The following is a 22,596-nucleotide window of genomic DNA, read 5'->3' on the forward strand; positions in this document are numbered from 1 at the left end:
TGGGGACCGCGCCCGGCGCACCCGACCCGACCCGTCCCCGCCCGTGTGGAGCCATGAACCGACGCCCCCGCCTGCCCGCCCGGCTGCCGGTCGACGGCTACGTCCTCGCCCTGCTCGGCACCGTCGGCCTCGCTGCCCTGCTGCCCGCCTCCGGCGCGGCCGCCGGCGTCGCGGAGGCCGCCGCCACCGGCGCGGTCGCCCTCCTGTTCTTCCTCTACGGCGCCCGGCTCTCCACCCGGGAGGCGCTCGACGGACTGCGCCACTGGCGGCTCCACCTCACCGTCCTCGGCTGCACCTTCCTCGTCTTCCCGCTGCTCGGCCTGGCCGCCCGCGGACTCGTCCCCGCCGTCCTCACCCCCCAGCTGTACAGCGGGTTCCTCTTCCTCTGCCTGGTCCCGTCGACCATCCAGTCGTCGATCGCCTTCACCTCGATCGCCCGCGGCAACGTGCCGGCCGCGATCTGTGCCGGCTCCTTCTCCTCGCTCGCCGGCATCGTGCTGACCCCGCTGCTCGCCGCCGCCCTGCTCGGCGGGCACACCGGCGGCCTCTCCGCCGACGCCGTCGTCAGGATCGTCCTCCAGCTCATGGTGCCGTTCCTGCTCGGACAGGCGCTGCGCCGCCGGGTCGGCGGCTTCCTGGCCCGGCGGAAGAAGGCGCTCGGACACGTCGACCGGGGCTCGATCCTCCTCGTCGTCTACACCGCCTTCAGCCAGGGCATGGTCGCCGGCATCTGGCACCTGGTGACCCCCGGCCGGCTCGCCCTGCTGCTCGCCGCCGAGGCCGTCCTCCTCGCCCTGATGCTGGCCCTGACCTGGTACGGCGCCGGGAAGCTCGGGTTCGGACGGGCCGACCGGATCGCCGTGCAGTTCGCCGGGTCCAAGAAGAGCATGGCCGCCGGCCTGCCCATGGCGAGCGTCCTCTTCGGCGCACACGCCTCGCTCGCGGTGCTGCCGCTGATGCTCTTCCACCAGATGCAGCTCATGGTCTGCGCGGTCCTCGCCCGGCGCCGGTCCCGCGACCCGGAGGAGACCGGGGCCGGCGCCCCCGTCCCGGGCACGCCCGCGCCGACCGTCACTCCCGGGTGATCACCCGGGCCGCTACGGTGCTCCCATGCCCTCACTCGATCCCGGCCGCACCCGCGCGCACCGCGTCCCCATACGGTACGGGTCCCGTCCCTGCTCCCTCGTCGTCTGCCGGGGCTGCTGCTGCGGCGACCCCCGCAAGAACCCCGGCACCGACCACGCCGCCCAGCTCGACCGGCTCCGCGCCGCCGCCGCGGCCTCCGGCGGAAAGCTCGCCGTCCGCACCAGCGACTGCCTCGGCCCCTGCGCCCAGGCCAACATCGTCGTCGTGCAGCCCTCCACCGAGGGCCGCCGCCGCGGCGGCCGGGCCGCCTGGATCGGCTTCACCCTCGACGACGACTGCCTCGACGACATCCTCGCCTGGACCGAGGCCGGCGGCCCCGGCCTCGCCCCGCCCCCGGCGACCCTGGCCCTCCAGATGATCGACCCGCCGAAGAACTAGGGCCTCTCAGGCCGGCACGACCCGGTGCTCGCCCGCGTACACGTTCATGTCCGGCCCGCGCAGGAAGCCGACCAGCGTCAGCCCCGTCTCCGCCGCCAGGTCGACCGCCAGCGAGGACGGCGCGGACACCGCCGCGAGCACCGGGATCCCCGCCATCACCGCCTTCTGCGCCAGCTCGAACGAGGCCCGCCCGGACACCAGCAGCACCGCCCGGTCCAGCGGCAGCAGGTCCTCCCGCAGCGCCCGCCCGACCAGCTTGTCCACCGCGTTGTGCCGGCCCACGTCCTCGCGCACGTCGAGCAGCTCGCCGTCCTCCGAGAAGAGCGCTGCCGCGTGCAGCCCGCCCGTCGTGTCGAAGACCCTCTGCGCCGCCCGCAGCCGCACCGGCAGCTCCGACAGGAGCGCGGGGGAGACCCGTACCGGGGGAGTGTCCGCGATCGGGAAGCGCGCCGTCGTCCGCACCGCGTCCAGGCTCGCCTTGCCGCACAGCCCGCACGACGAGGTCGTGTACACGTTCCGTTCCAGTGTGATGTCGGGGACGACGACCTCCGGCGCCAGCCTCACGTCCACCACGTTGTAGGTGTTCGTGCCGTCCTCCTTCGCCCCCGCGCAGTACACGATGGACCGGACGTCGGCGGCCGAGGCGAGCACCCCCTCGCTCACCAGGAACCCCGCCGCCAGCGCGAAGTCGTCGCCCGGCGTCCGCATGGTGACGGCGAGCGGCCGCCCGTTCAGCCGGATCTCCAGCGGCTCCTCCGCCACCAGCGTGTCCGGCCGCGCGCTCACCGCCCCGCCGCGGATCCGCGTGACTCGCCGTCGCTCGGTGACCCGTCCCATCCCCGCCGCCTTCGATTCCCTCGCTGTTCCCGACCTGACCCTGTCATTGTCCGCCACCCCGGTGCCCCCCGCCCGAACCCGGTGCGCCGCCTGACCCCTTGTCACGGTCGGACAGGCGACTCGGGGGAATCTTGGTGGTTTACGTCACCTGTTACCCATCAGTCGCTGGCAAGACTGGGTGGCTCCTGCCGCTGAACGAACCATCGAGGGGGTCCCGGGATGACGGGCACTCGCATCGCCGCGCTCGGGCACTACCAGCCCGCCAAGGTGCTGACCAACCACGACCTGGCCGAACGGGTCGACACCAGCGACGAGTGGATCCTCAGCCGGGTCGGCATCCGCACGCGGCACGTCGCCGGTCCCGAGGAGCCGGTCGACGAGCTCGCCGCGCACGCGGCGGGCAAGGCGCTCGCCGCCGCGGGGCTCACCGCCGGGGACATCGACTACGTCATCGTCGCCACCTCCACCGCGATCGACCGCTCGCCCAACACCGCCGCCCGGGTCGCCGCCCGCCTCGGCATGGACGCGCCCGCCACCCTCGACCTCAACGTGGTCTGCGCCGGCTTCACCCACGCCCTCGCCACCGCCGACCACACGATCCGCGCCGGGGCCGCCCGCCGCGCCCTCGTCATCGGCGCCGACAAGATGACCGAGATCACCGACTGGACCGACCGCACCACCTGCGTCCTCACCGGCGACGGCGCCGGCGCCGTGATCGTCGAGGCCACCGAGACCGACACCGGCGCCATCGGCCCCGTCCTGTGGGGCTCGGTCCCCGAGATGGGCCACGCCGTCCGCATCGAGGGCACCCCGCCGCGCTTCGCCCAGGAGGGCCAGAGCGTCTACCGCTGGGCCACCCAGAAGCTGCCCGCCCTCGCCCGCGAGGCCTGCGCCCGCTCCGGCATCGCCCCCGAGGACCTCGCCGGCGTCGTCCTCCACCAGGCCAACCTGCGGATCATCGAGCCGCTCGCCGCGAAGATCGGCGCCGTCAACGCGGTCGTCGCCCGGGACGTCGTCGACTCCGGCAACACCTCCGCCGCCTCCGTGCCGCTCGCCCTCGCCAAGCTCGTCGAGCGCGGCGAGCTCCCCTCCGGCGCCCCCGTCCTCCTCTTCGGCTTCGGCGGCAACCTCTCCTACGCCGGCCAGGTCGTCCGCGTCCCCTGAACGCCCCGCCGCGTGCCCCGTACGGCGCAGCGCGAGGAGGGCCCGGTGGCGGCGCCCCCGGGCCGCACCTAGCTTCGATCGCGGTGGGGGTGCCCGCGCCGACGGCGCCGGACCCGGACGCGGAGCGGCTCCGCGCGCCTGCCCCCGCCGCGACCCGGAGGACCGCATGCGCGCGATACGTACCGCTTCCGCCGCCCTGCTGATCACCGCGGCCGTGGCGGTGTCCGCCCCCACGGCCTCCGCCGACGACGGAACCACGCCGAACGTCACCTCCTTCGGTTTCTCCGTCACCCCGAGCACGGTCGCCCCCGGCGGGACGGTCACCCTGACCACGGAGGGCTGCGAGGTCCCGTCCGTGACGGTCACCTCCGGGATCTTCGACACCGTCACCCTCACCGAGGGCCGCCCCGGCACCGCCACCGTCGACCTCGACGCGAAGGCCGGCGCCGAGTACGAGATCGCCTTCGACTGCAAGGGCGAGCGCGGCACCACCACCCTGACCGTCGCCCACGGCACCACCCCGCCGGCCCCGGTCACTCCGCCCGCCCCGCCCGCCCCGCGCAAGGGCGTCAAGGCGGGCTTCGGCAGCTCCACCGGCTCCGACGCCCTCGGCACCGCCGAGCTGGCGACCGGTGCCGTCCTCATCGCCGGAGCCCTGGGCGCCGCCGTCGCCCTCGCCCGCCGCCGCGGCCGGTCCGGCGGCCGCCCCTGAGACGGCCCCTCCGCCCCGGTGTGACGAGGTCCGGGACGGAGGGGCGACCAGCAGCACCGCATCCGAGCCGAGGAGGCCGAGCCCGTGGAGAGCGCGTACGGCCGGCGCGGCGCCTGGGGCGTCGTCGCGGTCCTCCTCCTCGTCGGCGTCCACCTGGTCCGGGGCGGTACGGAGCAGCTCACCGCCTCCGGTCCGCCCCGGCCCCTCGCGGCGGACGCCCCGGCGGCCCCGGCACCCCCGCCACCGCCGGCCCGCCCGGGCCTCCCGGCCGCCGCCCCGCTGGCGGTCGCCGTCCCCGCGCTCGGCGTGGACGCCCCGCTCACCCAGGTCGGCCTGGACGCCGACGGCTGGATCGAGGCCCCGCCGCCCGAGCACCCCGGCCGCGCCGGCTGGTACACCGGCGCCGTCACCCCCGGCGAACCCGGCACCGCCGTCGTCGTCGGCCACGTCGACACCCCGGCGGGACCGGCCGTCTTCCACGCCCTGGGCTCCCTCACCCGCGGCCGCGCGATCGAGATCCGCCGCGCCGACGGCCGGACCGCCGTCTTCACCGTCCACGGCGTCGAGCTCGTCCCGAAGGACGGCTTCCCCGCCGAGCGCGTCTACGCCTCCACCGGCACCCCCGAACTCCGCGTGATCACCTGCGGCGGCCCCTACACCCGCGCCACCGGCTACACCGGCAACGTCGTCGTCTCCGCGCGCCTCACCGCCGTCCGCTGACCTGACGTATTCCGGACACGAAGTGGCCTGGACCAACCCGCCGGGGACAAGGTGGTACCCGGAGCGGGCGTCGGGGGGCGCCCGGCTCCAGGCCGCCGAGGCGGCATCCCTCGGGGATGGGCGGTCCCCGTGCGCCCGGTCACGACCCGGGGTCCACCGGCGCACGGGACCACCCCCGACGACGGAAAACGCTGGTGAAAGCCCCCGCGAACCCCTGGTAGAGTTATCCATGTCGCCGCGGGGAACGCCCCGCGAAACGACAGACACCTTGTCCGGGTGGCGGAATGGCAGACGCGCTAGCTTGAGGTGCTAGTGCCCTTTATCGGGCGTGGGGGTTCAAGTCCCCCCTCGGACACCAGACGAAAGCGCCGGTCGATCTCGTATCGACCGGCGCTTTCGGCATGCCGCGCCTACCCTGAGGGGAATCCCTCTCGGGGACCACGGAGGCGTGCCATGGGCGACGCGAACACATCCGGCTCCGCCGGCCGGCCCTCCGGGGGCGGCGAACCGCCGTCCGGCCCGCCGCCCGGACCGCTCAGCGGATCCTCCGCCCGGCCCCCGCGCCGCCGCGCGTGGCTGCTCGCCCTGGTCGGAGCCGTCGTCCTCGCCGTCGGCGTCGCCGGGCTCCTCGCGGGCACCGGCGCGTTCGGGGACGGAGACGGCGAGAAGACCCGCACCCCCGCCCCGTCGGCGACGGCGGGCGACACCTCCACCGCTCCCACGACCGGACCGCCCGCGACCTCGCCGCCCGGCGAGAACTCCGCCGACGGGCTGCTCCCGTTCGGGCGGGCCCACCGGTACGAGAGCGGGGTCGAGGTGACGGTCTCCGCCCCCGAGCGCTTCAGCCCGGCGGACTCGTCGGCCGGGCACAAGGCGGGGAACATCGCGGTGAAGGTGGAGGTGACCGTCCGCAACGAGACCGGCGAACGGCTCGAACTCGTGAACGTGGTCGTCCAGGCCCGGGACGGCGACGGCCGGGAGGCGGTACAGGTCTTCGACGGCGCGGAAGGGCTGCTGCCGCTCTCCGGCGGCCTGCTCCCGGACCGGCAGGCCGTCGCGGTCTACGGCTTCGACGTGCCGCCCGGTGCGGCGGACCTGATCGAGGTCGAGGTGAGCGTCGGCTTCACCGGTGACTCCGCCTTCTGGGGCGGCGAGCTGCCTTGACGCCCCTCAGCCCTTCCGCGCGACCACCAGCCGGCAGTTCGGGCTGCCGTCCGGGCGGTGGCCGAAGGGGGTGAGGGGGACGTGGGTGACCTCGAAGCCCGCCTGTTCCAGGCGGGTGCGGACGTCCGGGAGGCGGAAGGTGCGGTAGTACATGACGAACGGGGGGCGCCAGAGGGCGTTGCGGAGGCGCATCGCCGCGTCGAAGGCCCAGAGGGCCCAGTAGGTGCGGGAGCCGACCGGGGGCGGGGCCGGGAGGGGGAAGGCGAAGGTGCCGCCGGGGCGGAGGGCGGCGTGGACCTGGGCGAAGAGGGTGCGCTGGGCGTCGGGGAGGAAGTGGCCGAAGGCGCCGAAGCTGACCGCCAGGTCGAAGGCCGGGGCGAAGGGCAGGGCCAGGGCGTCGGCGCGGACCAGGGTCGCCCCGGGGTGCCGGCGGCGGGCCTCGGCCAGCATGTTGGTGCTGAAGTCGACGCCGGCGACGCGGCCCGCGCAGACCGAGCGGAGGACGGGGAGGCCCGCGCCGGTGCCGCAGCAGACGTCCAGGCCCGACTCGAAGGGGCCCAGCTCCGCCAGGGCGCCGGCCACCGCCGTGAGGATCCGGTCCGGGGTGCGGAAGGGGGTCGCCTCGAACAGGGGCGCCAGGAGGTCGTAGCCGTGCTCGACCGAGGAGAGCGCCTGCCTGGTCAGTTCGCGGAGGGTCGGGCCCTGCGGGGTGAACATGGCACCGACTCTACGCAGCCGGGCGGTCGGACGGTCACAGGGCGCTGCGCACCTGCGGGGCGGGCCACGCCGGGGCGATCCCGGTGAGCTGGCAGACCAGCAGGTAGAGGGGGATCGGCGGGGTGTAGGGGGAGGTGCCGTCCGGGTGGTGGATCAGTCGCGGACCGCGGTCGGGGATCTCGGCGCCCCGGGCGTAACAGGCGGGCAGCGGCCAGACCAGGTCGAGGTCGGAGCCGGCCGGGACGAGCCACCACCACCAGTCGGTGTCCGCGTACACGCAGCCCTTGGCGGGCAGCCGGGAGAGGATCTTGAAGCCGAAACGGGCCGGGACGCCGACGGCGTCGCAGCCGAGGCCGGTGTGCAGGCCGGTGGGGACGGCGAGGCGGGTGGAGACGAGGGCGCGGCCGGGGCCGTTCTCGGGCGAGCGGCGGGCGCGGGGGACGAGCAGGGTCGCCATGGACTTCAGCATGGCTCTCCCAGGGCGAGGGGCAGTTCCGCCCAGACGATCTGGGCCGTTCCGTGGCCGGTGCGCTCGGCGCCCCAGGCCGCGCAGAGCGCGTCGACGATGAGGAGGCCGCGGCCGCGTTCGTCCGCGCCGCAGTCGCGTATCCGGGGGCCGGCCGGGCCGCCCTCGTCCCGTACGGCGATGCGGAGGGCTTCGGCGCCCTCGCGGACCTCGCAGACGATCCGGCTGCTGGCGGTGTGCAGGACCGCGTTGGTGACCAGTTCCGAGACGACCAGGGCGGCCGTGTCGCGTATCTCCGGTCCGCAGCCCCAGAGGATCAGCCGTTCCTCGGTGAGGTGGCGGGCGCGGCTCACGGACTCGGTGCGCGCGGGCAGCTCGAAGGCCATGCGGCGCAGCGGGGCGCGGTGCGGGGCGTCCCGGTGGTGGGGATCGCGGAACCGGGCGTCGTGGGGAGCGGGATCGTGGCGGGCCTGCGGGCGCTGGGCCATGACTCGGGGGCTCATGAGACCTGAGGGCTGCGCGTTACCAGAGGCCACGACCGGTTCCTCACAACAGTGGGCAGGGCTGCCGTACGTCGCTGTCGCCGGGGCCCGGGGGCGCACCGGCGGCAGTGTGTACTGGTTCACCGGAACACTGTCCTCCTGACGCGGACACTTGGCAAGTGGCACTCTGAAAATTGCAGAGTGCCGTGTTCTCTCTGGCCCTGTCTCGTGGCACACTCATCGAAACAGCGCGTCGGGGAGGTCTGAGAGTGAGCGAGCCGCGGTCCGCCCCCACGGTGGGGCAGGTCGTCCTCGGCCGGCGTCTGCAGGATCTGCGCGAGCGCGCGGGCCTGAAGCGGGAGGAGGCCGCGAAGGTCCTCCACGTCGCCCCGGCCACCGTCCGCCGCATGGAGACCGCCGAGGTCGCGCTGAAGATCCCGTACGTCCAGCTGCTGCTGAAGACCTACGGGATCGCCGAGGCCGAGGCGGAGGCGTTCGTCGCGCTCGCCGAGGAGGCCAACCTGCCCGGCTGGTGGCAGCGGTTCCACGACGTGCTGCCCGGCTGGTTCTCCATGTACGTCAGCCTGGAGGGGGCCGCGAGCCTCATCCGGTCCTACGAGCCCCAGTTCGTCCCCGGTCTGTTCCAGACCGAGGAGTACGCCCGCGCCATTCTGCGCAGCGGAGCGGTCGGCGGCGGTGGCGGTGACACCGCGCGCGAAGAGGACATCGAACGGCATGTAGCCCTGCGGATGGAGCGTCAGTCCCTGCTGACCAGGGAGGACGCCCCCCGATTCTGGGTGATCATGGACGAGACGGTGTTCCGCCGGCCGGTCGGCGACGGGCCCGAGGTGATGCGCGACCAGCTCGACCGGCTGCTCGAAGCGTCCGAGCTGCCGAACGTCACCCTGCAGATCGCGGAGTTCGCGTCCGGCCACCACCCCGGCACGTACGGTCCCTTCGTCCTCTTCCGCTTCGCCATGCCCGAACTCCCGGACATGGTCTACAGCGAGTACCTGACCGGCGCCGTCTACCTCGACGCGCGCCCCGAGGTGGCGTCCCACCTGGAGGTCATGGACCGGATGGCGGCGCAGGCCGCGACTGCACAACGCACGAAGGAGATCCTCCGGGGTCTCCGCAAGGAGCTGTGAATGGATCGCATATACAACGGCATGCCCGCCGCGGAGCTAGGTGCCGAGGGATGGCACAAGCCCTGGAGCGGCGGGAACGGGGGCAACTGCGTGGAGGCCATGAAGCTGGCCGACGGCAGGGTCGCCGTGCGACAGTCCGCAGACCCTGAAGGACCCGCTCTCATCTACACCCACGGGGAGATCGCCGCGTTCATCGCGGGGGCCAAATCCGGTCAGGCTGACTTCCTGCTCACCTGACCCTTCCGCACCCTGCCTACCGTCACGTAACTCTTGTAGCAGCGCCACCCGTTCGTCCCGACCAGGAGAGCCGACGATGACCCAGGACCCCGCATCCGCCCGCAGCGAGATCCGGATCGACACCAGCAAGCCGCACCCGGCGCGGATGTACGACTGGTTCCTGGGCGGCAAGGACAACTACCCGGTCGACGAGGAGATGGCCCGCCAGCTCCTCACCGTCGACGCGCGCGGCCGGGACATGGCCCGGGTCAACCGCGCCTTCATGCACCGCGCCATCCGCTGGCTCAGCGCCCGGGGCGTGCGCCAGTACCTGGACGTCGGCACCGGGATCCCGACCGAGCCCAACCTGCACCAGATCGCCCAGCAGGCCGCGCCGGAGTCCCGGATCGTCTACTGCGACAACGACCCGATCGTGCTCGCGCACGCGGCCGCCCTGCTGCGCTCGACCCCCCAGGGGGCCACCGAGTACATCCAGGCGGACGCCCGCGACCCGGAGACCATCCTCGAACGGGCCGGAAAGGTCCTTGACTTCGACCAGCCCATCGCGCTGTCCATGCTGGCCCTGCTGCACTTCCTCGGGGACGAGGACGGCGCCCACGACATCGTCGCCAAGCTCGTCGACCAGCTCGCGCCCGGCAGCTACCTCGTCCTGTCCCAGGTCACCGGCGACTTCGACCCGGAGGGCGCCGCGAAGGCCGTCGGCATGTACAAGGCCCGCGGCATGACCCTGCGGCCCCGCTCGCGCGACGAGCTCGCCGCCTTCTTCGACGGCCTGGAGCTGGTCGAGCCCGGCGTCTCGCTCACCGCCGACTGGCACCCGGAGCTGGGCGAGCCGGTGCCGGTCCAGGGCGACGACCCGATCCCGGGCTGGGCCGCCGTGGCCCGCAAGCCCTGACCCACGCGCGGACGCCACGGGGGGAAGGCCCGCGGGCCTTCCCCCCGTCGTCTCACCCCCGCAGGTAGGCGAGCCCCGGGTGCGCCGCCGTGTAGCCGTCGAGCAGCCGGCGCGCCACCGCCACCGAGTCCACCAGCGGGTGCAGCGCGAACGCCTTCACGGCGTCCGCCCGCGCCCCGCTCCGCGCCGCCGTCAGCACCTCCCGCTCGACCGCCTTCACCGCCGACACCAGCCCCATGGCGTGGTACGGCAGCGGGTCCACGGCCACCGGGCGGGCGCCGTTGGCGTCCACCAGGCACGGCACCTCGACCACCGCGTCCGCGTCGAGTCCCGGCAGCGTCCGCCCGTTCCGCACGTTCAGGATCAGCGTGGCCCGCTCGCCGCGCGCGATCGCCCGCATCAGCGCCAGCGCCACCTTCTCGTAGCCGCCCGACTCCAGGTCCTCCTCCGCCCGGTCGCCGGCCCCGGCGGCCTCCCGGTTGTGCGCCATGTACGTCGCCTCCCGGTCGGCGAGCGTGCGGTGCCAGGCGTCCAGGGCACGGGTCTCCGGCTTTCCGGCCGCCGCGTAGAAACCGGCCTGCTGGTCGAGGAGATAGGCGCCCCGGGTCTTCTCCGCGCCCCGGTAGGAGGCGACGGCCTCCCGGTTGAAGTAGTAGTAGTGCAGGTACTCGTTGGGGACCGCGCCGAGCGACCGCAGCCACTCGGTGCCGAAGAGCCTCCCCTCCTCGAAGGAGCCGAGCAGCGCCTCGTCGGCGAGGAGGCGGGGAAGCTCGTCCCGCCCGTCCACCCGCAGCCCGCGCAGCCACCCCAGGTGGTTGAGGCCCACGTAGTCGATCCACACCCGGTCGGGGTCGGCGCCGAGGACCCGCGCGACCCGGCGGCCGAGACCGACGGGGGAGTCGCAGATGCCGACGACCCGGTCGCCCAGGACCCGGGACATCGCCTCCGTCACCAGCCCCGCCGGGTTGGTGAAGTTGATGACCCAGGCGTCCGGGGCGAGCACCGCGATCCGGCGGGCGATCGCCATGGCGACCGGCACGGTCCGCAGGCCGTACGCGATCCCGCCCGCGCCCACCGTCTCCTGCCCCAGCACCCCCTCGGCCAGCGCCACCCGCTCGTCGGCCGCCCGGCCCTCCAGCCCGCCGACCCGGATCGCCGAGAAGACGAAGTCCGCGCCGCGCAGCGCCTCGTCGAGATCGGTGGTGGCCGTGACGGCGGGCGCGTCCGGCACCCCCTCGGCCTGCTCGGCGAGGACCCGCGCGATGGCCGTCAGGCGGTCCCCGTCGAGATCGTGCAGGGTGACGTGGCTGATCCGCCCCTCGGCGTGGTCGCCGAGCAGCGCGCCGTACACCAGCGGCACCCGGAACCCGCCGCCTCCGAGAATCGTCAGTCGCATGCCCCGTACGCTACTCGGACATCCCCGCCGGACGGCCCGAACCGGCCCCCGCGTCCACGCCGCCGTCCGCATCGCGGGCAGCATGGCCCCATGGCGGGCAGCGGGCCCCGTCCCGGGCGGTGGGTCTGAGGGAGAATGACGGCATGTCCCGACGCAAGACCCGGCCCCGCCCGCCCGCGCCCGCCCCGGCCGTCACCGCCGACACGCCCTGCCCCTGCGGCCTCGACGCCGCGTACGGCGCCTGCTGCGGCCGCTTCCACAGCGGTACGGCGGGCACCGCGCCCACCGCCGAACTCCTGATGCGCTCCCGCTACAGCGCCTTCGTCGTCGGCGACGCGCCCTACCTGCTGCGCACCTGGGCCCCGGAGACCCGGCCCGGCACCCTCGACCTGGACCCCGGCATGCGCTGGACGGGCCTGGAGATCCTGGACACGACCGGGGGCACCGCCTTCCACCAGACCGGCACCGTGACCTTCCGGGCCCGGTACGCGCACGGCGGCGAGGCCGGCGCGCTGCACGAGCGCAGCCGCTTCGCCCGCCACGACGGCGCCTGGGTGTACGTCGACGGCGACTTCCCCGACGACTGACCCGGCCCGCCGGGCCTACCAGACCAGGACGCCGCCGTTCACCTCGCGGGCGCGGTGGGCGGCGGCGACGATGTTGTCGAAGCGGGCGGTGACGTACTCCAGCGTGTAGCCGCTGTGCTCGGCGAGGGCGGGCAGGTGCGGGCGGACCGTCGCGCACTCGGCCAGGAACTCCCCGAGCTCCTCGGGCTGGACACGCAGGTCGTAGCCGTCGAGGAGCGGGAAGAACCGCGCGCCGAGGGCACGCATCGCGGGGGATCCCCACAGCTTGGTGCGGCTCCGCTCGAAGCCCGCCAGCTCGCGGCCGAGCGGCGGGTCCTCCAGCAGGCGCTCGCTTCCGTCGGCGTCGACGACGAAGGTGTGGACGAGAAGGCTCATGGGCCGATCGTCGTGCCCCCGGCCCCGCTCCTGCCAGCGCTTTTCGGCCGGGGCCTCAGCCGCGCGCGGCGACCGCCGCCCGGTCGTCCCGGCGGTCCGCGGGGAGGCCGGTGGAGAGGTCCTCCGCCACGGCCTTCTTCGCGATGGCGTCGACGGCGGCGCGGAGTTCGGGGCCGCTGGGGCGGCCGCGCTCCTGCTCCAGGCGGGCGGAGAGCCAGTCGCCCCAGGCCCGGGTGATGACCTCGGCCTCGCGGGCGCCGGCCGGCGTGTGCGAGAGGAGGTTGCCGTGCCGGGTGAGGAAGCCCTCGTCGACCATCCGGTCGAAGGCGGGGAGGAGGACCTCGGGCGGCAGCCGCCGGCTCGCCGCGATCAGCCCGAGGCTCGCGTGGCCGACCGTCCGGGTGTACAGCTCCACCTGCATGACCGCCCAGGCGCCGGCCGTGTCGAGGCGGGTGTCGGAACCCGCCACGATCCGGCGGGCGGTGTCCATGTCCATCCGGCGCAGCAGCCGTCCGACGGAGAGTTCGAGGAGCTTGGCCGAGTCGCCGCTGCTCGTCGGCGAGGCGAAGCCCTCGCCCATGTCGGGGGCGGCCTCCCGGACCGTGTCGCGCAGCGTGACCTGCCGGAGGAAGAGGGCGACGACGAAGCCGACGACGGCGACCGGCACGGTCCACAGGAAGACGGTGTGCAGGGTGTCGGCGTAGGCCCGGACGATCGGTTCGGCGATGCCGCCGGGCAAGGCGTGCAGCCCCTGCGGGCTCAGCGCGGCCCGCGCGACGGTCCCCGGATCGATGCCGACGGGCCCGGCGAGAACGGACGCCTCGGCGATCCCGGTGGTGAGGTTGGGCTTGAGGGCGTTGGTGTAGATCGTGCCGAAGACGGCGGTGCCGAAGGAGCTGCCCAGGGTGCGGAAGAAGGTGACGCCGGAGGTGGCGGTGCCCAGGTCGGCGTAGTCGACGGTGTTCTGCACGGCGATGGTGAGCACCTGCATGCACAGGCCGATGCCGACGCCGAGCACGAACATGTACAGCGATTCCAGCCAGGCGCCGGTGTTCTGGTCCATCAGCGACAGCAGGAAGAGCCCGAGGCCCATCACCGCGCAGCCGACGATGGGGAAGATCCGGTAGTGCCCGGTCTTGCTGACCACGTTGCCGCTGTAGATCGAGGCGATGAGCAGGCCGACGACCATCGGCAGCGTCCGGATGCCGGAGACCGTCGCCGAATCCCCGTCCACGTACTGGAGGTAGGTCGGCAGGAAGGTCATCGCGCCGAGCATCGCGAAGCCGACGACGAAGCTCAGGACGGAGCAGACGGTGAAGACGGGGTTGCGGAACAGCCGCATGGGCAGCATGGGTTCGGCCGCCCGGGACTCCACCCAGCAGAACAGGCCGAGGGCGACCAGACCGCCGGCGAAGAGCCCGATGATGACGCCGGAGCCCCAGGCGTACTCGTTCCCGCCCCAACTGGTCGCCAGGATCAGGGCGCTGGAGCCGACCGCGACCAGCGCGATGCCGAGGTAGTCGATGACCGGCCGGCTCGCCGAGCGGACCGAGGGGATCGTCCGGGCGGCGGCGATGACGACGAGGACGGCGATCGGCACGTTCACGTAGAACGCCCAGCGCCAGCTGGCGTGGTCGGTGAACAGGCCGCCGAGCAGTGGCCCGATGACCGTCGAGACGCCGAACACGGCGCCGATCGCGCCCTGGTACTTGCCGCGTTCGCGCAGCGGGATCACATCGGCGATCAGCGCCATCGAGGTGACCATGAGACCGCCGGCGCCGACGCCCTGGAGGCCGCGCCAGACGATCAGCAGCGTCATGTTGGTGGCGAGGCCGCAGAGGAAGGAGCCGGTGATGAAGACGACGGCCGAGATCTGGAAGATCACCTTGCGGCCGAAGAGGTCGCCGAACTTGCCGACCAGGACCGTCGCCACGGTCTCGGCGAGGAGATAGGAGGTGACGACCCACGACATGTGGGCGGCGCCCCCGAGGTCCGAGACGATCGTGGGCAGGGCGGTGCCCACGATGGTCTGGTCCAGCGCGGCCAGGAGCACGCCGAGCATGATCGTGCCGAACACGATGTTGCGGCGGCGGCCGTCGAGCACGGGCGGTGCGGGCGCGGCGGGGGCCGCGGGTGCGGCGTCGCTGGTCGTGGTCACCCTCGCAGCGTCACACCGTGCCGCCGCCGTTGCGCGCGGGGTGCGGCCGATCGGGCGAAGCCGTCAGGGGCGTACCGGCAGCGTCGGGTGGTGCTTGGCCAGGATCTTGTTGGCGCGGGCGAGAGCGGCCAGGGCGTGCTCACGGTCGGCCCGGTCCTCCGCGCAGAGCGGCCCGCGGAAGCGGTAGACCTCGCGCGCCGCGCAGTCCGCCTCGATCTCCGCCTGGAGGACGTGCGCGGGCAGGCAGGAGCCGATGAGGGCGGCCACGCGGTCGGGGATCGGGACGGGGACGAGGGGGGAGGGCGAGGCGATCACGGGTCAGTCCTAGCGGCTCGTGGGGGCGGACGGGAAGGGCTCTCACCTCCATACGTACCGGATGGCGGGAGCGGTTCCGGTACGGCTCCGGCGCCGGTGTGCGACGGGGGCGCCCGACCCGCCCGGAGTGCGCGGGCGCACCCGCCGGGCACCCGTCGGCGCGGGTGATCGCGCGCGCGGGCGTTCCCGCAGGTACGGGGCACGGCGGCGGCCGGGCCTTCCGAGCGGGCTCCGCGCGGCGCGGTCGCCGGCGCCCGGCGGCGGGGCCGGGCGGGCGCGGCGCAAGCCCCCGGACGGCGCTCGTGGTGTGAAGGAAATCACGTGGCGCGGAGGCGTCCCGGTCGGGAGGATCGTCAGCTCAGCACGTCCGACAGGTCGTACGAGACGGGTTCGTCGAGCTGTCCGTACCCGCAGGACTCCGGGGCGCGGTCCGGGCGCCAGCGCTTGAACTGCGCGGTGTGCCGGAAGCGGTCGCCCTCCATGTGGTCGTAGCCGACCTCGCAGACCCGCTCCGGCCGCAGCGCCACCCACGACAGGTCCTTCTTGCCCGACCAGCGGCTGGGCGCGCCCGGCAGCCGGGCGCCCTCGTGCGCGGCCTCCTCGGCCCAGGCGGCCCACGGGTGTCCGTCGGGCGGGTCCATCCGCAGCGGCTCCAGCTCCTCGACCAGCTCGGCCCGGCGCCGGGCGGTGAAGGCGGCGCAGACGCCGACGTGCTGGAGGGCGCCCCGGTCGTCGTAGAGGCCGAGGAGGAGCGAGCCGACGACGGGGCCGCTCTTGTGGAAGCGGTACCCGGCCACGACGACGTCGGCGGTCCGCTCGTGCTTGATCTTGTACATCAGCCGGGCGTCCGGCCGGTAGGGCAGGTCGAGCGGCTTGGCGATCACGCCGTCCAGCCCGGCCCCCTCGTACTGGTCGAACCAGCGGGCGGCCAGCTCCGGGTCCCGGGTGGCGGGGGCCAGGTGGAGCGGGGCGGTGGTGCCGTCGAGCGTCCGCTCCAGGGCCTCGCGGCGCTCGGCGAGCGGGGTGTCGAGGAGGGCGTCGTCGCCGAGGGCGAGCAGGTCGAAGGCGACGAAGCGGGCCGGGGTCGTCTCGGCGAGCATCCTGACCCGGGACTCCGCCGGGTGGATCCGCTCGCTCAGCCGGTCGAAGTCGAGCCGCCCGCCGTGCTCGATGACGATCTCGCCGTCCACCACGCATCGCTCCGGCAGCCGCTCCCGCAGCGCCTCGACGAGCTCGGGGAAGTACCGGGTGAGGGGCTTGCCGGTACGGCTGCCGATGACCAGCTCGGGGCCGTCGCGGTGGACGACGGCCCGGAAGCCGTCCCACTTGGCCTCGTACTGCATGCCGGGCGGGATCTTCTTCACGGACTTGGCGAGCATCGGCTTCACGGGCGGCATCACCGGCAGATCCATGGGTCGATTGTCCGGTATGCGCCTTGTGTCGGCGAGCCCTAGGGTAGCGCCCATGGCAGGCAAGACGGCAGCGGTGGAGGTGGAGGCCGGCGGGCGCACCGTCCGCGTCTCCAACCCGGACAAGATCTACTTCCCGGAGCCCGGCTACACCAAGCTCGACATGGTGCGCTACTACCTGGCCGTCGGCGAGGGCGTCACCCGCGCCCTGCGGGACCGGCCCACCACCCTGGAGCGCTACCCCGACGGGGTGACGGGGGAGTCCTTCTTCCAGAAGCGGGCCCCCAAGTACCTCCCCGACTGGATCCCCACCGCGCACATCACCTTTCCCAGCGGCCGGTCCGCCGACGAGCTCTGCCCCACCGAGCCGGCCGCCGTGGTCTGGGCCGCCAACCTCGGCGCCGTCACCTTCCACCCCTGGCCGGTCCGGCGCGGGGACACCGACCACCCGGACGAGCTCCGCCTCGACCTCGACCCGCAGCCCGGTACCGACTACGCCGACGCCGTCCGCGCCGCCCACGAGCTGCGGGCCGTCCTCGCCGAGTACGGGCTGCGCGGCTGGCCCAAGACCTCCGGCGGACGCGGCCTGCACGTCTTCGTCCCGATCCGCCCCGACTGGACCTTCGTCCAGGTCCGGCGGGCGGCCATCGCCGTCGGGCGCGAGCTGGAGCGGCGGATGCCCGACCGCGTCACCATGAAGTGGTGGAAGGAGGAGCGCGGCGAGCGGATCTTCGTCGACTACAACCAGACGGCCCGGGACCGCACGATCGCCTCCGCCTACTCGGTCCGCCCGAAGCCGCACGCCCCCGTCTCCGCCCCGCTGCGCTGGGAGGAGGTCGACGACGCGGTGCCGGAGGACTTCGACATCCGCACCATGCCGGCCCGGTACGCCGAGCTCGGCGACGTGCACGCGGACATGGACGACGAGCGCTTCGACCTGGAGCCGCTGCTCGAACTGGCCCGGCGCGACGAGGCCGACCACGACCTCGGGGACCTGCCCTATCCGCCCGAGTACCCGAAGATGCCCGGCGAGCCGAAACGGGTCCAGCCGAGCCGGGCCAAGAAGCCGGCGGAGAACGGACGGGACGCGCCCGACGAGCCGCATTGATCGGACGTTGACGGTGTGTTTAGCGTCCCGCGTCAGGGTGGAGCCATGCAGACCGACACCGACGTCCTGACCTTCCCGGCCCCCCGCCCCGCCGCCGACCTCGCCTGGCGCGAGGACGCGCTGTGCGCCCAGGCCGGGCCCGAGTTCTTCTTCCCGGCCCCCGGCTCCTCGACCCGCGAGGCCAAGCAGCTCTGCGGCGCCTGCGAGGGGCGCGTCGCCTGCCTGGAGTACGCGCTCGCGCACGACGAGCGGTTCGGGGTGTGGGGCGGGCTCTCCGAGAAGGAGCGGCTCAGGCTGCGGCGCACGCAGCGCTCCTGAACCGCTCCCGGGGAGTGCGCGGGGGAGTGGGCGGGGCTCAGCCCGCGGCGCGCGAGGCCATCCGGGCCTTGCGGGCGGCGAGCTTCGCGTCGAACTTCGCGGCCTCCGCGTCGAGGCCGTTCATGAAGAGACCCAGCTCCTCCTGGGCGCGCAGCCCGTCCGGGCCGAGGCCCGTGATGTCGAGGACCTTCAGGTGGCGGAGCACCGGCTCCAGCACGTCGTCGTGGTGGATGCGCATGTTGTAGATCTCGCCGATCGCCATCTGCGCGGCGGCCCGCTCGAAGCCGGGCATGCCGTGGCCGGGCATCCGGAAGTTGACCACCACGTCGCGGACGGCCTGCATGGAGAGGTCGGGGGCGATCTCCAGGGCGGCCTTCAGCAGGTTGCGGTAGAAGATCATGTGCAGGTTCTCGTCGAGCGCGATGCGGGCGAGCATCCGGTCGCAGACGGGGTCGCCGGACTGGTGGCCGGTGTTGCGGTGCGAGATGCGGGTGGCGAGCTCCTGGAAGGCCACGTACGCCACCGAGTGCAGCATCGAGTGGCGGTTGTCCGACTCGAAGCCCTCGCTCATGTGCGACATCCGGAACTGCTCCAGCTTGTCCGGGTCGACGGCGCGGGAGGCGAGCAGGTAGTCGCGCATGACGATGCCGTGCCGGCCCTCCTCCGCGGTCCAGCGGTGCACCCAGGTGCCCCAGGCGCCGTCACGGCCGAAGAGGCTGGCGATCTCGTGGTGGTAGCTCGGCAGGTTGTCCTCGGTGAGGAGGTTGACCACGAGCGCGATCTTCCCTATGTCCGTGACCTTGGACTGGGCCGGGTCCCACGCCTCGCCGTCCTCGAAGAAGCCCGGGAAGTTCCGGCCGTCCGACCACGGCACGTACTCGTGCGGCATCCAGTCCTTGACGACCTTCAGGTGCCGGTTGAGCTCCTTCTCCACCACCTCTTCCAGCGCGTACAGCAAGCGCGCGTCGGTCCACCCTGCCGAGCTGCCGAGGTGGGGAGAGGTGAGCGTCACGGGGACTCCTGGGGACGGAGAGGAGGGCGAACGGGAATACCTACGGCTTCGTAGGTTACGACTCCGTAGGTTAAGGCCCCGTAAGGCGGCGACCAAGCCCCGCTCGACCCTTGTCCGGTTACGTTCCGTTATGTGCCCAGCTCGGACCCCTCAAAAGAGATGCAGGTCACGTCCGGGGCGGTCACCCGTGAACAACTGATCGGCTACTCAGAGCAGATGGTCGGCGGCCCCGGACTTGACCGCGGAGATCAGCGCGCGGAGCGCCTCGACGGAGTCGCTGACGTACTCGCCGGGGGCGAGGGTCGAGCCGATGTAGGCGCGGCCGGCGTCGTCGAGGCCGAAGCGGAAGCAGTTCGCCCCCTCGCTGCAGAAGGCGTCGCCCCAGGCGATCGCGCCGGCGGGGACGGACGGGGCGGACGGTGTGAGGTTCACGGTGTCGGGCAGGGTGTCGGGCATGGTGCGGGTCCTTCACAGGTCCTGGGCTGTCGAGCGGATGAACGCGCGGGAGTCGGCGGTGGACAGGGCGAGTCCGCGCAGCCGTTCCAGCAGGCCCCGGTACCGGCGCAGCTTCATGTCGGCGTCGAGGAGGATCGAGCCGTGCGAGGAGTCGAGCTGGACGGTGTCGAGCTGCGGCACGGGTGCGGACACATAGCTGAACGACTGTCCGGCCCCGGGGAAACCCCCGGCGGCGAAGGGGATGACCCGCACGGTGACGGTGGGCCGCTCGGACTGCTCCAGGATGTGCTCCAGCTGGGCCCGGGCGACCTTCGGGCCGCCGAACTGCATGCGCAGCGCCGCCTCGTGGATCACGGCCTCGTACGGCACCGGCCGGTCCAGGGTCTCCTGGCGGCGCAGCCGCAGCGCGAGCCGGGCCTCCAGGTCCGGTCCCGGCAGCGGCGGCACGGCGGTGTCGAAGACCGCCCGCGCCTGTTCCTCGGTCTGCAGCAGGCCGGGGATGTGGGTGGTCACCGCGGTCGACAACTCGGCGGCGTGGTACTCCAGTTCGGCGATGTCGAGGAGGGCGGGCGGGAGCAGCCCACGGTGCTCCTCCCACCAGCCGCGGTCGCGCTCCTGGGCCATGGCGGCGAGCAGGTCCACCAGGGCGGTGTCGGGGCAGCCGTAGTTGAAGGCCAGGGTCCGCACCCGCTCGGGGCTGATGCCGAAGCGGCCGGACTCGATGTTCGGGATGCGGGTGCGGTCGACGCCCAGGAGGGCGGCGGCCTGCTGGGCCGACATCCCCGACTGCTCGCGCAGCTTGCGCAGTTCGGCGCCGAGCCGCTGCTGGCGCGCGGTGGGGCTGCTCCTGGGTGGCACGTCGATCTCCCTCGTCCTGCCGGGCGGCCCCCTGCCGCCCCGCTCCCGCGCCGCCGTTCGGCCTCTGTCCGGAAACGGCGCCACTACCCGCAAGTAGTAGCACCGTGCTCCGCTTCTGCGCTACGGTCGGTAGCGCAAGTCTCACACGGGGCGACCGTGACCGTGTGCAGAGCACCCCCCTGTACAGGAAATGTGAGCAATCCGATGAAGGGCGCCCTGCGTTGCCTTCCGGCCGCCGTCACGGCCGCCGGGCCCATACCCCCCGCCGCGGAGAACCTCAGCTACTCGATGCTGCTCCCCGGCGGCGCCTACTGCGCGGGCCTCGCCCGCGAGGCCGTCCGCGGCCTCCTCACCCGCCACGGACTCGCCGTACTGTGCGAGACCGCCGCCCTCGCCGCCTCCGAACTCGTCGCCGCCGCCTACCGGTTCACCCCCGACCGGGAGATGGCGCTGCGCGTCCGCTGGCAGTACGACGCGCTGCGGATCGTGGTCTACGACCAGCATCCGCTCCACCGTAGGCCGGACGCCGCCGAACAGTGCCGCGACCGCCGCAGCCGCAGCATGTGGCTGCTGGCCGCGGCGGTCGAGGAACACGGCGGGGACTGGGGGCTCGCCCCCGCCCTCACACCGGACGGCGGCACCAAGTCCTGGGCGTTACTGCACTTCTGACACCGACCCCGCCCGGAGCTCCTCCGCCGACGTCGGCCGCAGACGGCCGTCGAGGAGCAGCCGGCGCGTGAGACCCAGCGACTCCAGGAATGTCAGGTCGTGACTGGCCACGACCAGCGCCCCCTCGTACGCGCGAAGCGCCGCCGTCAGCTTCCGCACCGACGCCATGTCCAGACTGTTCGTCGGCTCGTCCAGCAGCAACAGCTGCGGAGCGGGCTCCGCGAGCAGCAGCGCCGCCAGCGTCGCCCGGAACCGCTCCCCACCTGACAGAGCGCCCACCGGCTGGTCCGCCCGGGCGCCCCGGAACAGGAACCGCGCGAGCCGGGCCCTGATCTCGTTCCCCGACGCCGCGGGCGCGAACCGGGCCACGTTCTCCACGATGCTCAGCCCGTCGTCGAGGACGTCGAGCCGCTGGGGCAGGAAACGGAGCGGCACCAGCGTCTCCACCTCGCCCGACACGGGTTCCAGCTCCCCGGCGACCGTCCGCAGCAGCGTGGTCTTGCCGGCCCCGTTCCGGCCCACCAGCGCGATCCGCTCCGGGCCCCGCAGCTCGAACCCGCCGTCGACCCGCGCCCCGTACCGCAGCTCCAGGTCCCTGATCCGCAGCACCTCGCGGCCCGGCGGCACCGAGGTGCGCGGCAGCTCGACCCGGATCTCGTCCTCCTCCCGCACCGCCTCCGCCGCCACGTCGAGCCGCTCCCGCGCCTCCGCCAGCCGCTCCGCGTGCAGGTTGCGGTGCTTGCCCGCCGAGACCTGCGCCTGACCCCGCCGGGTGTGGGCCACCACCTTCGGCACGACCTTGTTCTCGAAGCTCTTCTGCGCGTACCGCCTGCGGCGTGCCAACTTCATTCCGGCGTCGGCCAGTTCGCGCCGCTGCCGCTGCACGTCCGCCTCGGCGACCCGCACCATCCGCTCGGCCGCCTCCTGTTCGGCCGCGAGCGCCTCCTCGTACGCCGACCAGGGGCCGCCGTACCAGCTCACCCCGCCCTCGTGGAGGTCGGCGATCTGGTCGACCCGCTCCAGGAGCTCCCGGTCGTGGCTGACCACCACCAGCACCCCGGACCAGCTCTCCACCGTCTCGTACAGCCGCGAACGGGCGTACAGGTCAAGGTTGTTGGTGGGTTCGTCGAGCAGCAGCACATCCGGCCGGGCGAGCAGCAGCGCGGCGAGCCGCAGCAGCACCGACTCACCGCCGGACACCTCGCCGACCGTGCGGTCCAGGCCGATCGAGCCGAGACCGAGCCGGTCGAGCGTGGCCAGCGCCCGCTCCTCCACGTCCCAGTCGTCGCCGATGACGGCGAAGTGCTCCTCGGCCGTGTCGCCCGCCTCGACGGCGTGCAGCGCGGCCCGCTTCCGGTCGACGCCGAGGATCTCGTCGACCCGCCGGCCGGTGTCCAGGACCAGGTTCTGCGGGAGGTGGCCGATCTCGCCGGCCGTCCGTACGGAGCCGGCGGTGGGGGTGAGCTCCCCGGCGAGGAGCCTGAGCAGGGTGGACTTCCCCGAGCCGTTCGACCCGACCAGACCGGTGCGGCCGGGGCCGACGGTCACCTTGAGGTCGTCGAAGACCTCGGTGCCGTCCGGCCAGGAGAAGGAGAGCGAGGTGGTGGAGAGGAAGACAGGGTGATGTGACACGAGGGCCTCCGGTGCCGCGAGCACGGTTCGAGCGTGGGCGTGGTGCGACGCGTGAGACACCGGGGCGCGGGCAGCGTGGGGAACGGCTCGTCCACCGAGGTCGAGAACGGCACGCACGGCACGGGGCACGCGCGCGGCACGGTGTCTCGGGACCTCAGAGGTACAACGTTCCTTCTCCGATCGGGAGGCGATCTGACCTCACCGACGGTAGGACCCGGCGAGCGGAGGGACAACCGG

26 protein-coding genes and 1 tRNA gene are annotated in these 22,596 nt (G+C 73.6%); 14 read left to right on the forward strand and 13 right to left on the reverse strand.

Annotated features, from left to right (window positions below; all coding sequences use genetic code 11):
• The first annotated feature begins 53 nt into the window (after positions 1–53).
• Positions 54–1,085: a bile acid:sodium symporter family protein gene (locus ABFY03_RS30155; protein WP_346171287.1), complete on the forward strand. Its 1,032-nt coding sequence runs from the start codon at positions 54–56 to the stop codon at positions 1,083–1,085.
• A gap of 25 nt (positions 1,086–1,110) precedes the next feature.
• Positions 1,111–1,524: a (2Fe-2S) ferredoxin domain-containing protein gene (locus ABFY03_RS30160; RefSeq protein WP_319013280.1), complete on the forward strand. Its 414-nt coding sequence runs from the start codon at positions 1,111–1,113 to the stop codon at positions 1,522–1,524.
• A gap of 6 nt (positions 1,525–1,530) precedes the next feature.
• Here ABFY03_RS30160 and fdhD read toward each other — a convergent pair whose 3' ends face one another.
• Positions 1,531–2,361, reverse strand: coding sequence for a formate dehydrogenase accessory sulfurtransferase FdhD (gene fdhD / locus ABFY03_RS30165; protein ID WP_319013279.1), 831 nt, complete (start codon positions 2,359–2,361; stop codon positions 1,531–1,533).
• Between the two features lie 219 nt (positions 2,362–2,580).
• Between fdhD and ABFY03_RS30170 the strand changes: the two genes are divergently transcribed.
• The 5 genes from ABFY03_RS30170 to ABFY03_RS30190 all read left to right on the forward strand — a co-directional run bounded on the left by ABFY03_RS30170 (position 2,581) and on the right by ABFY03_RS30190 (position 6,121).
• Positions 2,581–3,525: a beta-ketoacyl-ACP synthase III gene (locus ABFY03_RS30170; RefSeq protein WP_319013278.1), complete on the forward strand. Its 945-nt coding sequence runs from the start codon at positions 2,581–2,583 to the stop codon at positions 3,523–3,525.
• A gap of 166 nt (positions 3,526–3,691) precedes the next feature.
• Positions 3,692–4,237: a hypothetical protein gene (locus ABFY03_RS30175; protein WP_319013277.1), complete on the forward strand. Its 546-nt coding sequence runs from the start codon at positions 3,692–3,694 to the stop codon at positions 4,235–4,237.
• Between the two features lie 84 nt (positions 4,238–4,321).
• The gene (locus tag ABFY03_RS30180) at positions 4,322–4,957 is read left to right on the forward strand and encodes a class F sortase (protein WP_319013276.1); all 636 of its coding nucleotides are present in this window, start codon (positions 4,322–4,324) and stop codon (positions 4,955–4,957) included.
• Between the two features lie 270 nt (positions 4,958–5,227).
• A tRNA-Leu gene (locus tag ABFY03_RS30185) sits at positions 5,228–5,315 on the forward strand.
• Positions 5,316–5,410: 95 nt separating this feature from the next.
• Complete coding sequence (locus tag ABFY03_RS30190) at positions 5,411–6,121, forward strand: hypothetical protein (RefSeq protein WP_346171288.1); 711 nt, start codon at positions 5,411–5,413, stop codon at positions 6,119–6,121.
• Between the two features lie 6 nt (positions 6,122–6,127).
• Here ABFY03_RS30190 and ABFY03_RS30195 read toward each other — a convergent pair whose 3' ends face one another.
• From ABFY03_RS30195 to ABFY03_RS30205, 3 genes are read right to left on the reverse strand one after another with little or no spacing between them, the layout of a single operon-like run.
• Positions 6,128–6,838: a class I SAM-dependent methyltransferase gene (locus ABFY03_RS30195; protein WP_319013274.1), complete on the reverse strand. Its 711-nt coding sequence runs from the start codon at positions 6,836–6,838 to the stop codon at positions 6,128–6,130.
• A 34-nt stretch (positions 6,839–6,872) separates the two neighbouring features.
• Positions 6,873–7,295: a hypothetical protein gene (locus tag ABFY03_RS30200; RefSeq protein WP_346171289.1), complete on the reverse strand. Its 423-nt coding sequence runs from the start codon at positions 7,293–7,295 to the stop codon at positions 6,873–6,875.
• 5 nt (positions 7,296–7,300) lie between these two features.
• Positions 7,301–7,792: an ATP-binding protein gene (locus tag ABFY03_RS30205; protein WP_346171290.1), complete on the reverse strand. Its 492-nt coding sequence runs from the start codon at positions 7,790–7,792 to the stop codon at positions 7,301–7,303.
• Between the two features lie 263 nt (positions 7,793–8,055).
• Here ABFY03_RS30205 and ABFY03_RS30210 point away from each other — a divergent pair, with 263 nt between their 5' ends.
• The 3 genes from ABFY03_RS30210 to ABFY03_RS30220 all read left to right on the forward strand — a co-directional run bounded on the left by ABFY03_RS30210 (position 8,056) and on the right by ABFY03_RS30220 (position 10,066).
• Positions 8,056–8,934, forward strand: coding sequence for a helix-turn-helix domain-containing protein (locus tag ABFY03_RS30210; RefSeq protein ID WP_319013271.1), 879 nt, complete (start codon positions 8,056–8,058; stop codon positions 8,932–8,934).
• Positions 8,935–9,171 carry a DUF397 domain-containing protein gene (locus ABFY03_RS30215; protein WP_030495614.1) on the forward strand — a complete coding sequence of 79 codons (237 nt, stop codon included), beginning with the start codon at positions 8,935–8,937 and terminating at the stop codon, positions 9,169–9,171. It abuts the gene before it with no gap.
• Between the two features lie 76 nt (positions 9,172–9,247).
• Positions 9,248–10,066, forward strand: a complete 819-nt coding sequence (locus ABFY03_RS30220) for an SAM-dependent methyltransferase (RefSeq protein ID WP_319013270.1) — start codon at positions 9,248–9,250, stop codon at positions 10,064–10,066.
• A 52-nt stretch (positions 10,067–10,118) separates the two neighbouring features.
• On the opposite strand, the gene ABFY03_RS30225 is transcribed toward ABFY03_RS30220, so the two are convergent.
• A complete protein-coding gene (locus ABFY03_RS30225; RefSeq protein WP_346171291.1) occupies positions 10,119–11,462 on the reverse strand; it encodes a 6-phospho-beta-glucosidase in 1,344 nt (447 codons plus the stop codon).
• Between the two features lie 143 nt (positions 11,463–11,605).
• Between ABFY03_RS30225 and ABFY03_RS30230 the strand changes: the two genes are divergently transcribed.
• Positions 11,606–12,049 (forward strand): YchJ family protein, encoded by a 444-nt coding sequence (locus ABFY03_RS30230; protein ID WP_319013268.1) that lies wholly within the window; start codon positions 11,606–11,608, stop codon positions 12,047–12,049.
• Positions 12,050–12,064: 15 nt separating this feature from the next.
• Here ABFY03_RS30230 and ABFY03_RS30235 read toward each other — a convergent pair whose 3' ends face one another.
• The 4 genes from ABFY03_RS30235 to ABFY03_RS30250 all read right to left on the reverse strand — a co-directional run bounded on the left by ABFY03_RS30235 (position 12,065) and on the right by ABFY03_RS30250 (position 16,309).
• Positions 12,065–12,424: a hypothetical protein gene (locus tag ABFY03_RS30235; RefSeq protein ID WP_319013267.1), complete on the reverse strand. Its 360-nt coding sequence runs from the start codon at positions 12,422–12,424 to the stop codon at positions 12,065–12,067.
• Between the two features lie 55 nt (positions 12,425–12,479).
• Complete coding sequence (locus ABFY03_RS30240; RefSeq protein WP_319013266.1) at positions 12,480–14,582, reverse strand: MDR family MFS transporter; 2,103 nt, start codon at positions 14,580–14,582, stop codon at positions 12,480–12,482.
• A gap of 63 nt (positions 14,583–14,645) precedes the next feature.
• On the reverse strand, positions 14,646–14,894 hold the full coding sequence (locus ABFY03_RS30245; protein ID WP_373307825.1) for a hypothetical protein: 249 nt from the start codon (positions 14,892–14,894) through the stop codon (positions 14,646–14,648).
• Positions 14,895–15,250: 356 nt separating this feature from the next.
• Positions 15,251–16,309: an ATP-dependent DNA ligase gene (locus tag ABFY03_RS30250; protein ID WP_346171292.1), complete on the reverse strand. Its 1,059-nt coding sequence runs from the start codon at positions 16,307–16,309 to the stop codon at positions 15,251–15,253.
• Positions 16,310–16,361: 52 nt separating this feature from the next.
• Here ABFY03_RS30250 and ligD point away from each other — a divergent pair, with 52 nt between their 5' ends.
• Together ligD and ABFY03_RS30260 are read left to right on the forward strand one after the other, a co-directional pair.
• Entirely contained in the window at positions 16,362–17,414 is a 1,053-nt protein-coding gene (ligD, locus tag ABFY03_RS30255) for a non-homologous end-joining DNA ligase (RefSeq protein WP_319013264.1), read from the forward strand.
• Positions 17,415–17,459: 45 nt separating this feature from the next.
• Complete coding sequence (locus tag ABFY03_RS30260) at positions 17,460–17,732, forward strand: WhiB family transcriptional regulator (RefSeq protein WP_319013263.1); 273 nt, start codon at positions 17,460–17,462, stop codon at positions 17,730–17,732.
• A gap of 37 nt (positions 17,733–17,769) precedes the next feature.
• On the opposite strand, the gene ABFY03_RS30265 is transcribed toward ABFY03_RS30260, so the two are convergent.
• From ABFY03_RS30265 to ABFY03_RS30275, 3 genes are all read right to left on the reverse strand, one after another.
• Positions 17,770–18,744, reverse strand: a complete 975-nt coding sequence (locus tag ABFY03_RS30265) for an acyl-ACP desaturase (RefSeq protein ID WP_319013262.1) — start codon at positions 18,742–18,744, stop codon at positions 17,770–17,772.
• A gap of 207 nt (positions 18,745–18,951) precedes the next feature.
• Positions 18,952–19,200 (reverse strand): hypothetical protein, encoded by a 249-nt coding sequence (locus ABFY03_RS30270; RefSeq protein ID WP_319013261.1) that lies wholly within the window; start codon positions 19,198–19,200, stop codon positions 18,952–18,954.
• A 12-nt stretch (positions 19,201–19,212) separates the two neighbouring features.
• Entirely contained in the window at positions 19,213–20,058 is an 846-nt protein-coding gene (locus ABFY03_RS30275; protein WP_346171293.1) for a helix-turn-helix domain-containing protein, read from the reverse strand.
• Positions 20,059–20,250: 192 nt separating this feature from the next.
• Here ABFY03_RS30275 and ABFY03_RS30280 point away from each other — a divergent pair, with 192 nt between their 5' ends.
• Complete coding sequence (locus ABFY03_RS30280; protein WP_319013259.1) at positions 20,251–20,727, forward strand: ATP-binding protein; 477 nt, start codon at positions 20,251–20,253, stop codon at positions 20,725–20,727.
• Here the strand turns inward: ABFY03_RS30280 and ABFY03_RS30285 are convergent.
• On the reverse strand, positions 20,713–22,359 hold the full coding sequence (locus tag ABFY03_RS30285) for an ABC-F family ATP-binding cassette domain-containing protein (RefSeq protein ID WP_319013258.1): 1,647 nt from the start codon (positions 22,357–22,359) through the stop codon (positions 20,713–20,715). The two genes, ABFY03_RS30280 and ABFY03_RS30285, sit on opposite strands and share 15 nt — an antisense overlap.
• Positions 22,360–22,596 lie beyond the last annotated feature (237 nt).

The organism is Streptomyces roseofulvus (assembly GCF_039534915.1).
In the GTDB taxonomy this organism is placed as follows: Bacteria; Actinomycetota; Actinomycetes; order Streptomycetales; family Streptomycetaceae; genus Streptomyces; species Streptomyces roseofulvus.

What these genes read in the sequence shown, in the direction of transcription:
- ABFY03_RS30160 (WP_319013280.1), top strand. Translation starts at nt 1,111, where the DNA reads ATGCCCTCACTCGATCCCGGCCGCACCCGCGCGCACCGCGTCCCCATA.
- ABFY03_RS30175 (WP_319013277.1), top strand. Translation starts at nt 3,692, where the DNA reads ATGCGCGCGATACGTACCGCTTCCGCCGCCCTGCTGATCACCGCGGCC.
- ABFY03_RS30155 (WP_346171287.1), top strand. Translation starts at nt 54, where the DNA reads ATGAACCGACGCCCCCGCCTGCCCGCCCGGCTGCCGGTCGACGGCTAC.
- ABFY03_RS30260 (WP_319013263.1), top strand. Translation starts at nt 17,460, where the DNA reads ATGCAGACCGACACCGACGTCCTGACCTTCCCGGCCCCCCGCCCCGCC.
- ABFY03_RS30270 (WP_319013261.1), bottom strand. Translation starts at nt 19,200, where the DNA reads ATGCCCGACACCCTGCCCGACACCGTGAACCTCACACCGTCCGCCCCG.
- ABFY03_RS30250 (WP_346171292.1), bottom strand. Translation starts at nt 16,309, where the DNA reads ATGGATCTGCCGGTGATGCCGCCCGTGAAGCCGATGCTCGCCAAGTCC.
- ABFY03_RS30235 (WP_319013267.1), bottom strand. Translation starts at nt 12,424, where the DNA reads ATGAGCCTTCTCGTCCACACCTTCGTCGTCGACGCCGACGGAAGCGAG.
- ligD (WP_319013264.1), top strand. Translation starts at nt 16,362, where the DNA reads ATGGCAGGCAAGACGGCAGCGGTGGAGGTGGAGGCCGGCGGGCGCACC.
- ABFY03_RS30200 (WP_346171289.1), bottom strand. Translation starts at nt 7,295, where the DNA reads ATGGCGACCCTGCTCGTCCCCCGCGCCCGCCGCTCGCCCGAGAACGGC.
- ABFY03_RS30195 (WP_319013274.1), bottom strand. Translation starts at nt 6,838, where the DNA reads ATGTTCACCCCGCAGGGCCCGACCCTCCGCGAACTGACCAGGCAGGCG.
- fdhD (WP_319013279.1), bottom strand. Translation starts at nt 2,361, where the DNA reads ATGGGACGGGTCACCGAGCGACGGCGAGTCACGCGGATCCGCGGCGGG.
- ABFY03_RS30190 (WP_346171288.1), top strand. Translation starts at nt 5,411, where the DNA reads ATGGGCGACGCGAACACATCCGGCTCCGCCGGCCGGCCCTCCGGGGGC.
- ABFY03_RS30205 (WP_346171290.1), bottom strand. Translation starts at nt 7,792, where the DNA reads ATGGCCCAGCGCCCGCAGGCCCGCCACGATCCCGCTCCCCACGACGCC.
- ABFY03_RS30230 (WP_319013268.1), top strand. Translation starts at nt 11,606, where the DNA reads ATGTCCCGACGCAAGACCCGGCCCCGCCCGCCCGCGCCCGCCCCGGCC.
- ABFY03_RS30170 (WP_319013278.1), top strand. Translation starts at nt 2,581, where the DNA reads ATGACGGGCACTCGCATCGCCGCGCTCGGGCACTACCAGCCCGCCAAG.
- ABFY03_RS30225 (WP_346171291.1), bottom strand. Translation starts at nt 11,462, where the DNA reads ATGCGACTGACGATTCTCGGAGGCGGCGGGTTCCGGGTGCCGCTGGTG.
- ABFY03_RS30215 (WP_030495614.1), top strand. Translation starts at nt 8,935, where the DNA reads ATGGATCGCATATACAACGGCATGCCCGCCGCGGAGCTAGGTGCCGAG.
- ABFY03_RS30220 (WP_319013270.1), top strand. Translation starts at nt 9,248, where the DNA reads ATGACCCAGGACCCCGCATCCGCCCGCAGCGAGATCCGGATCGACACC.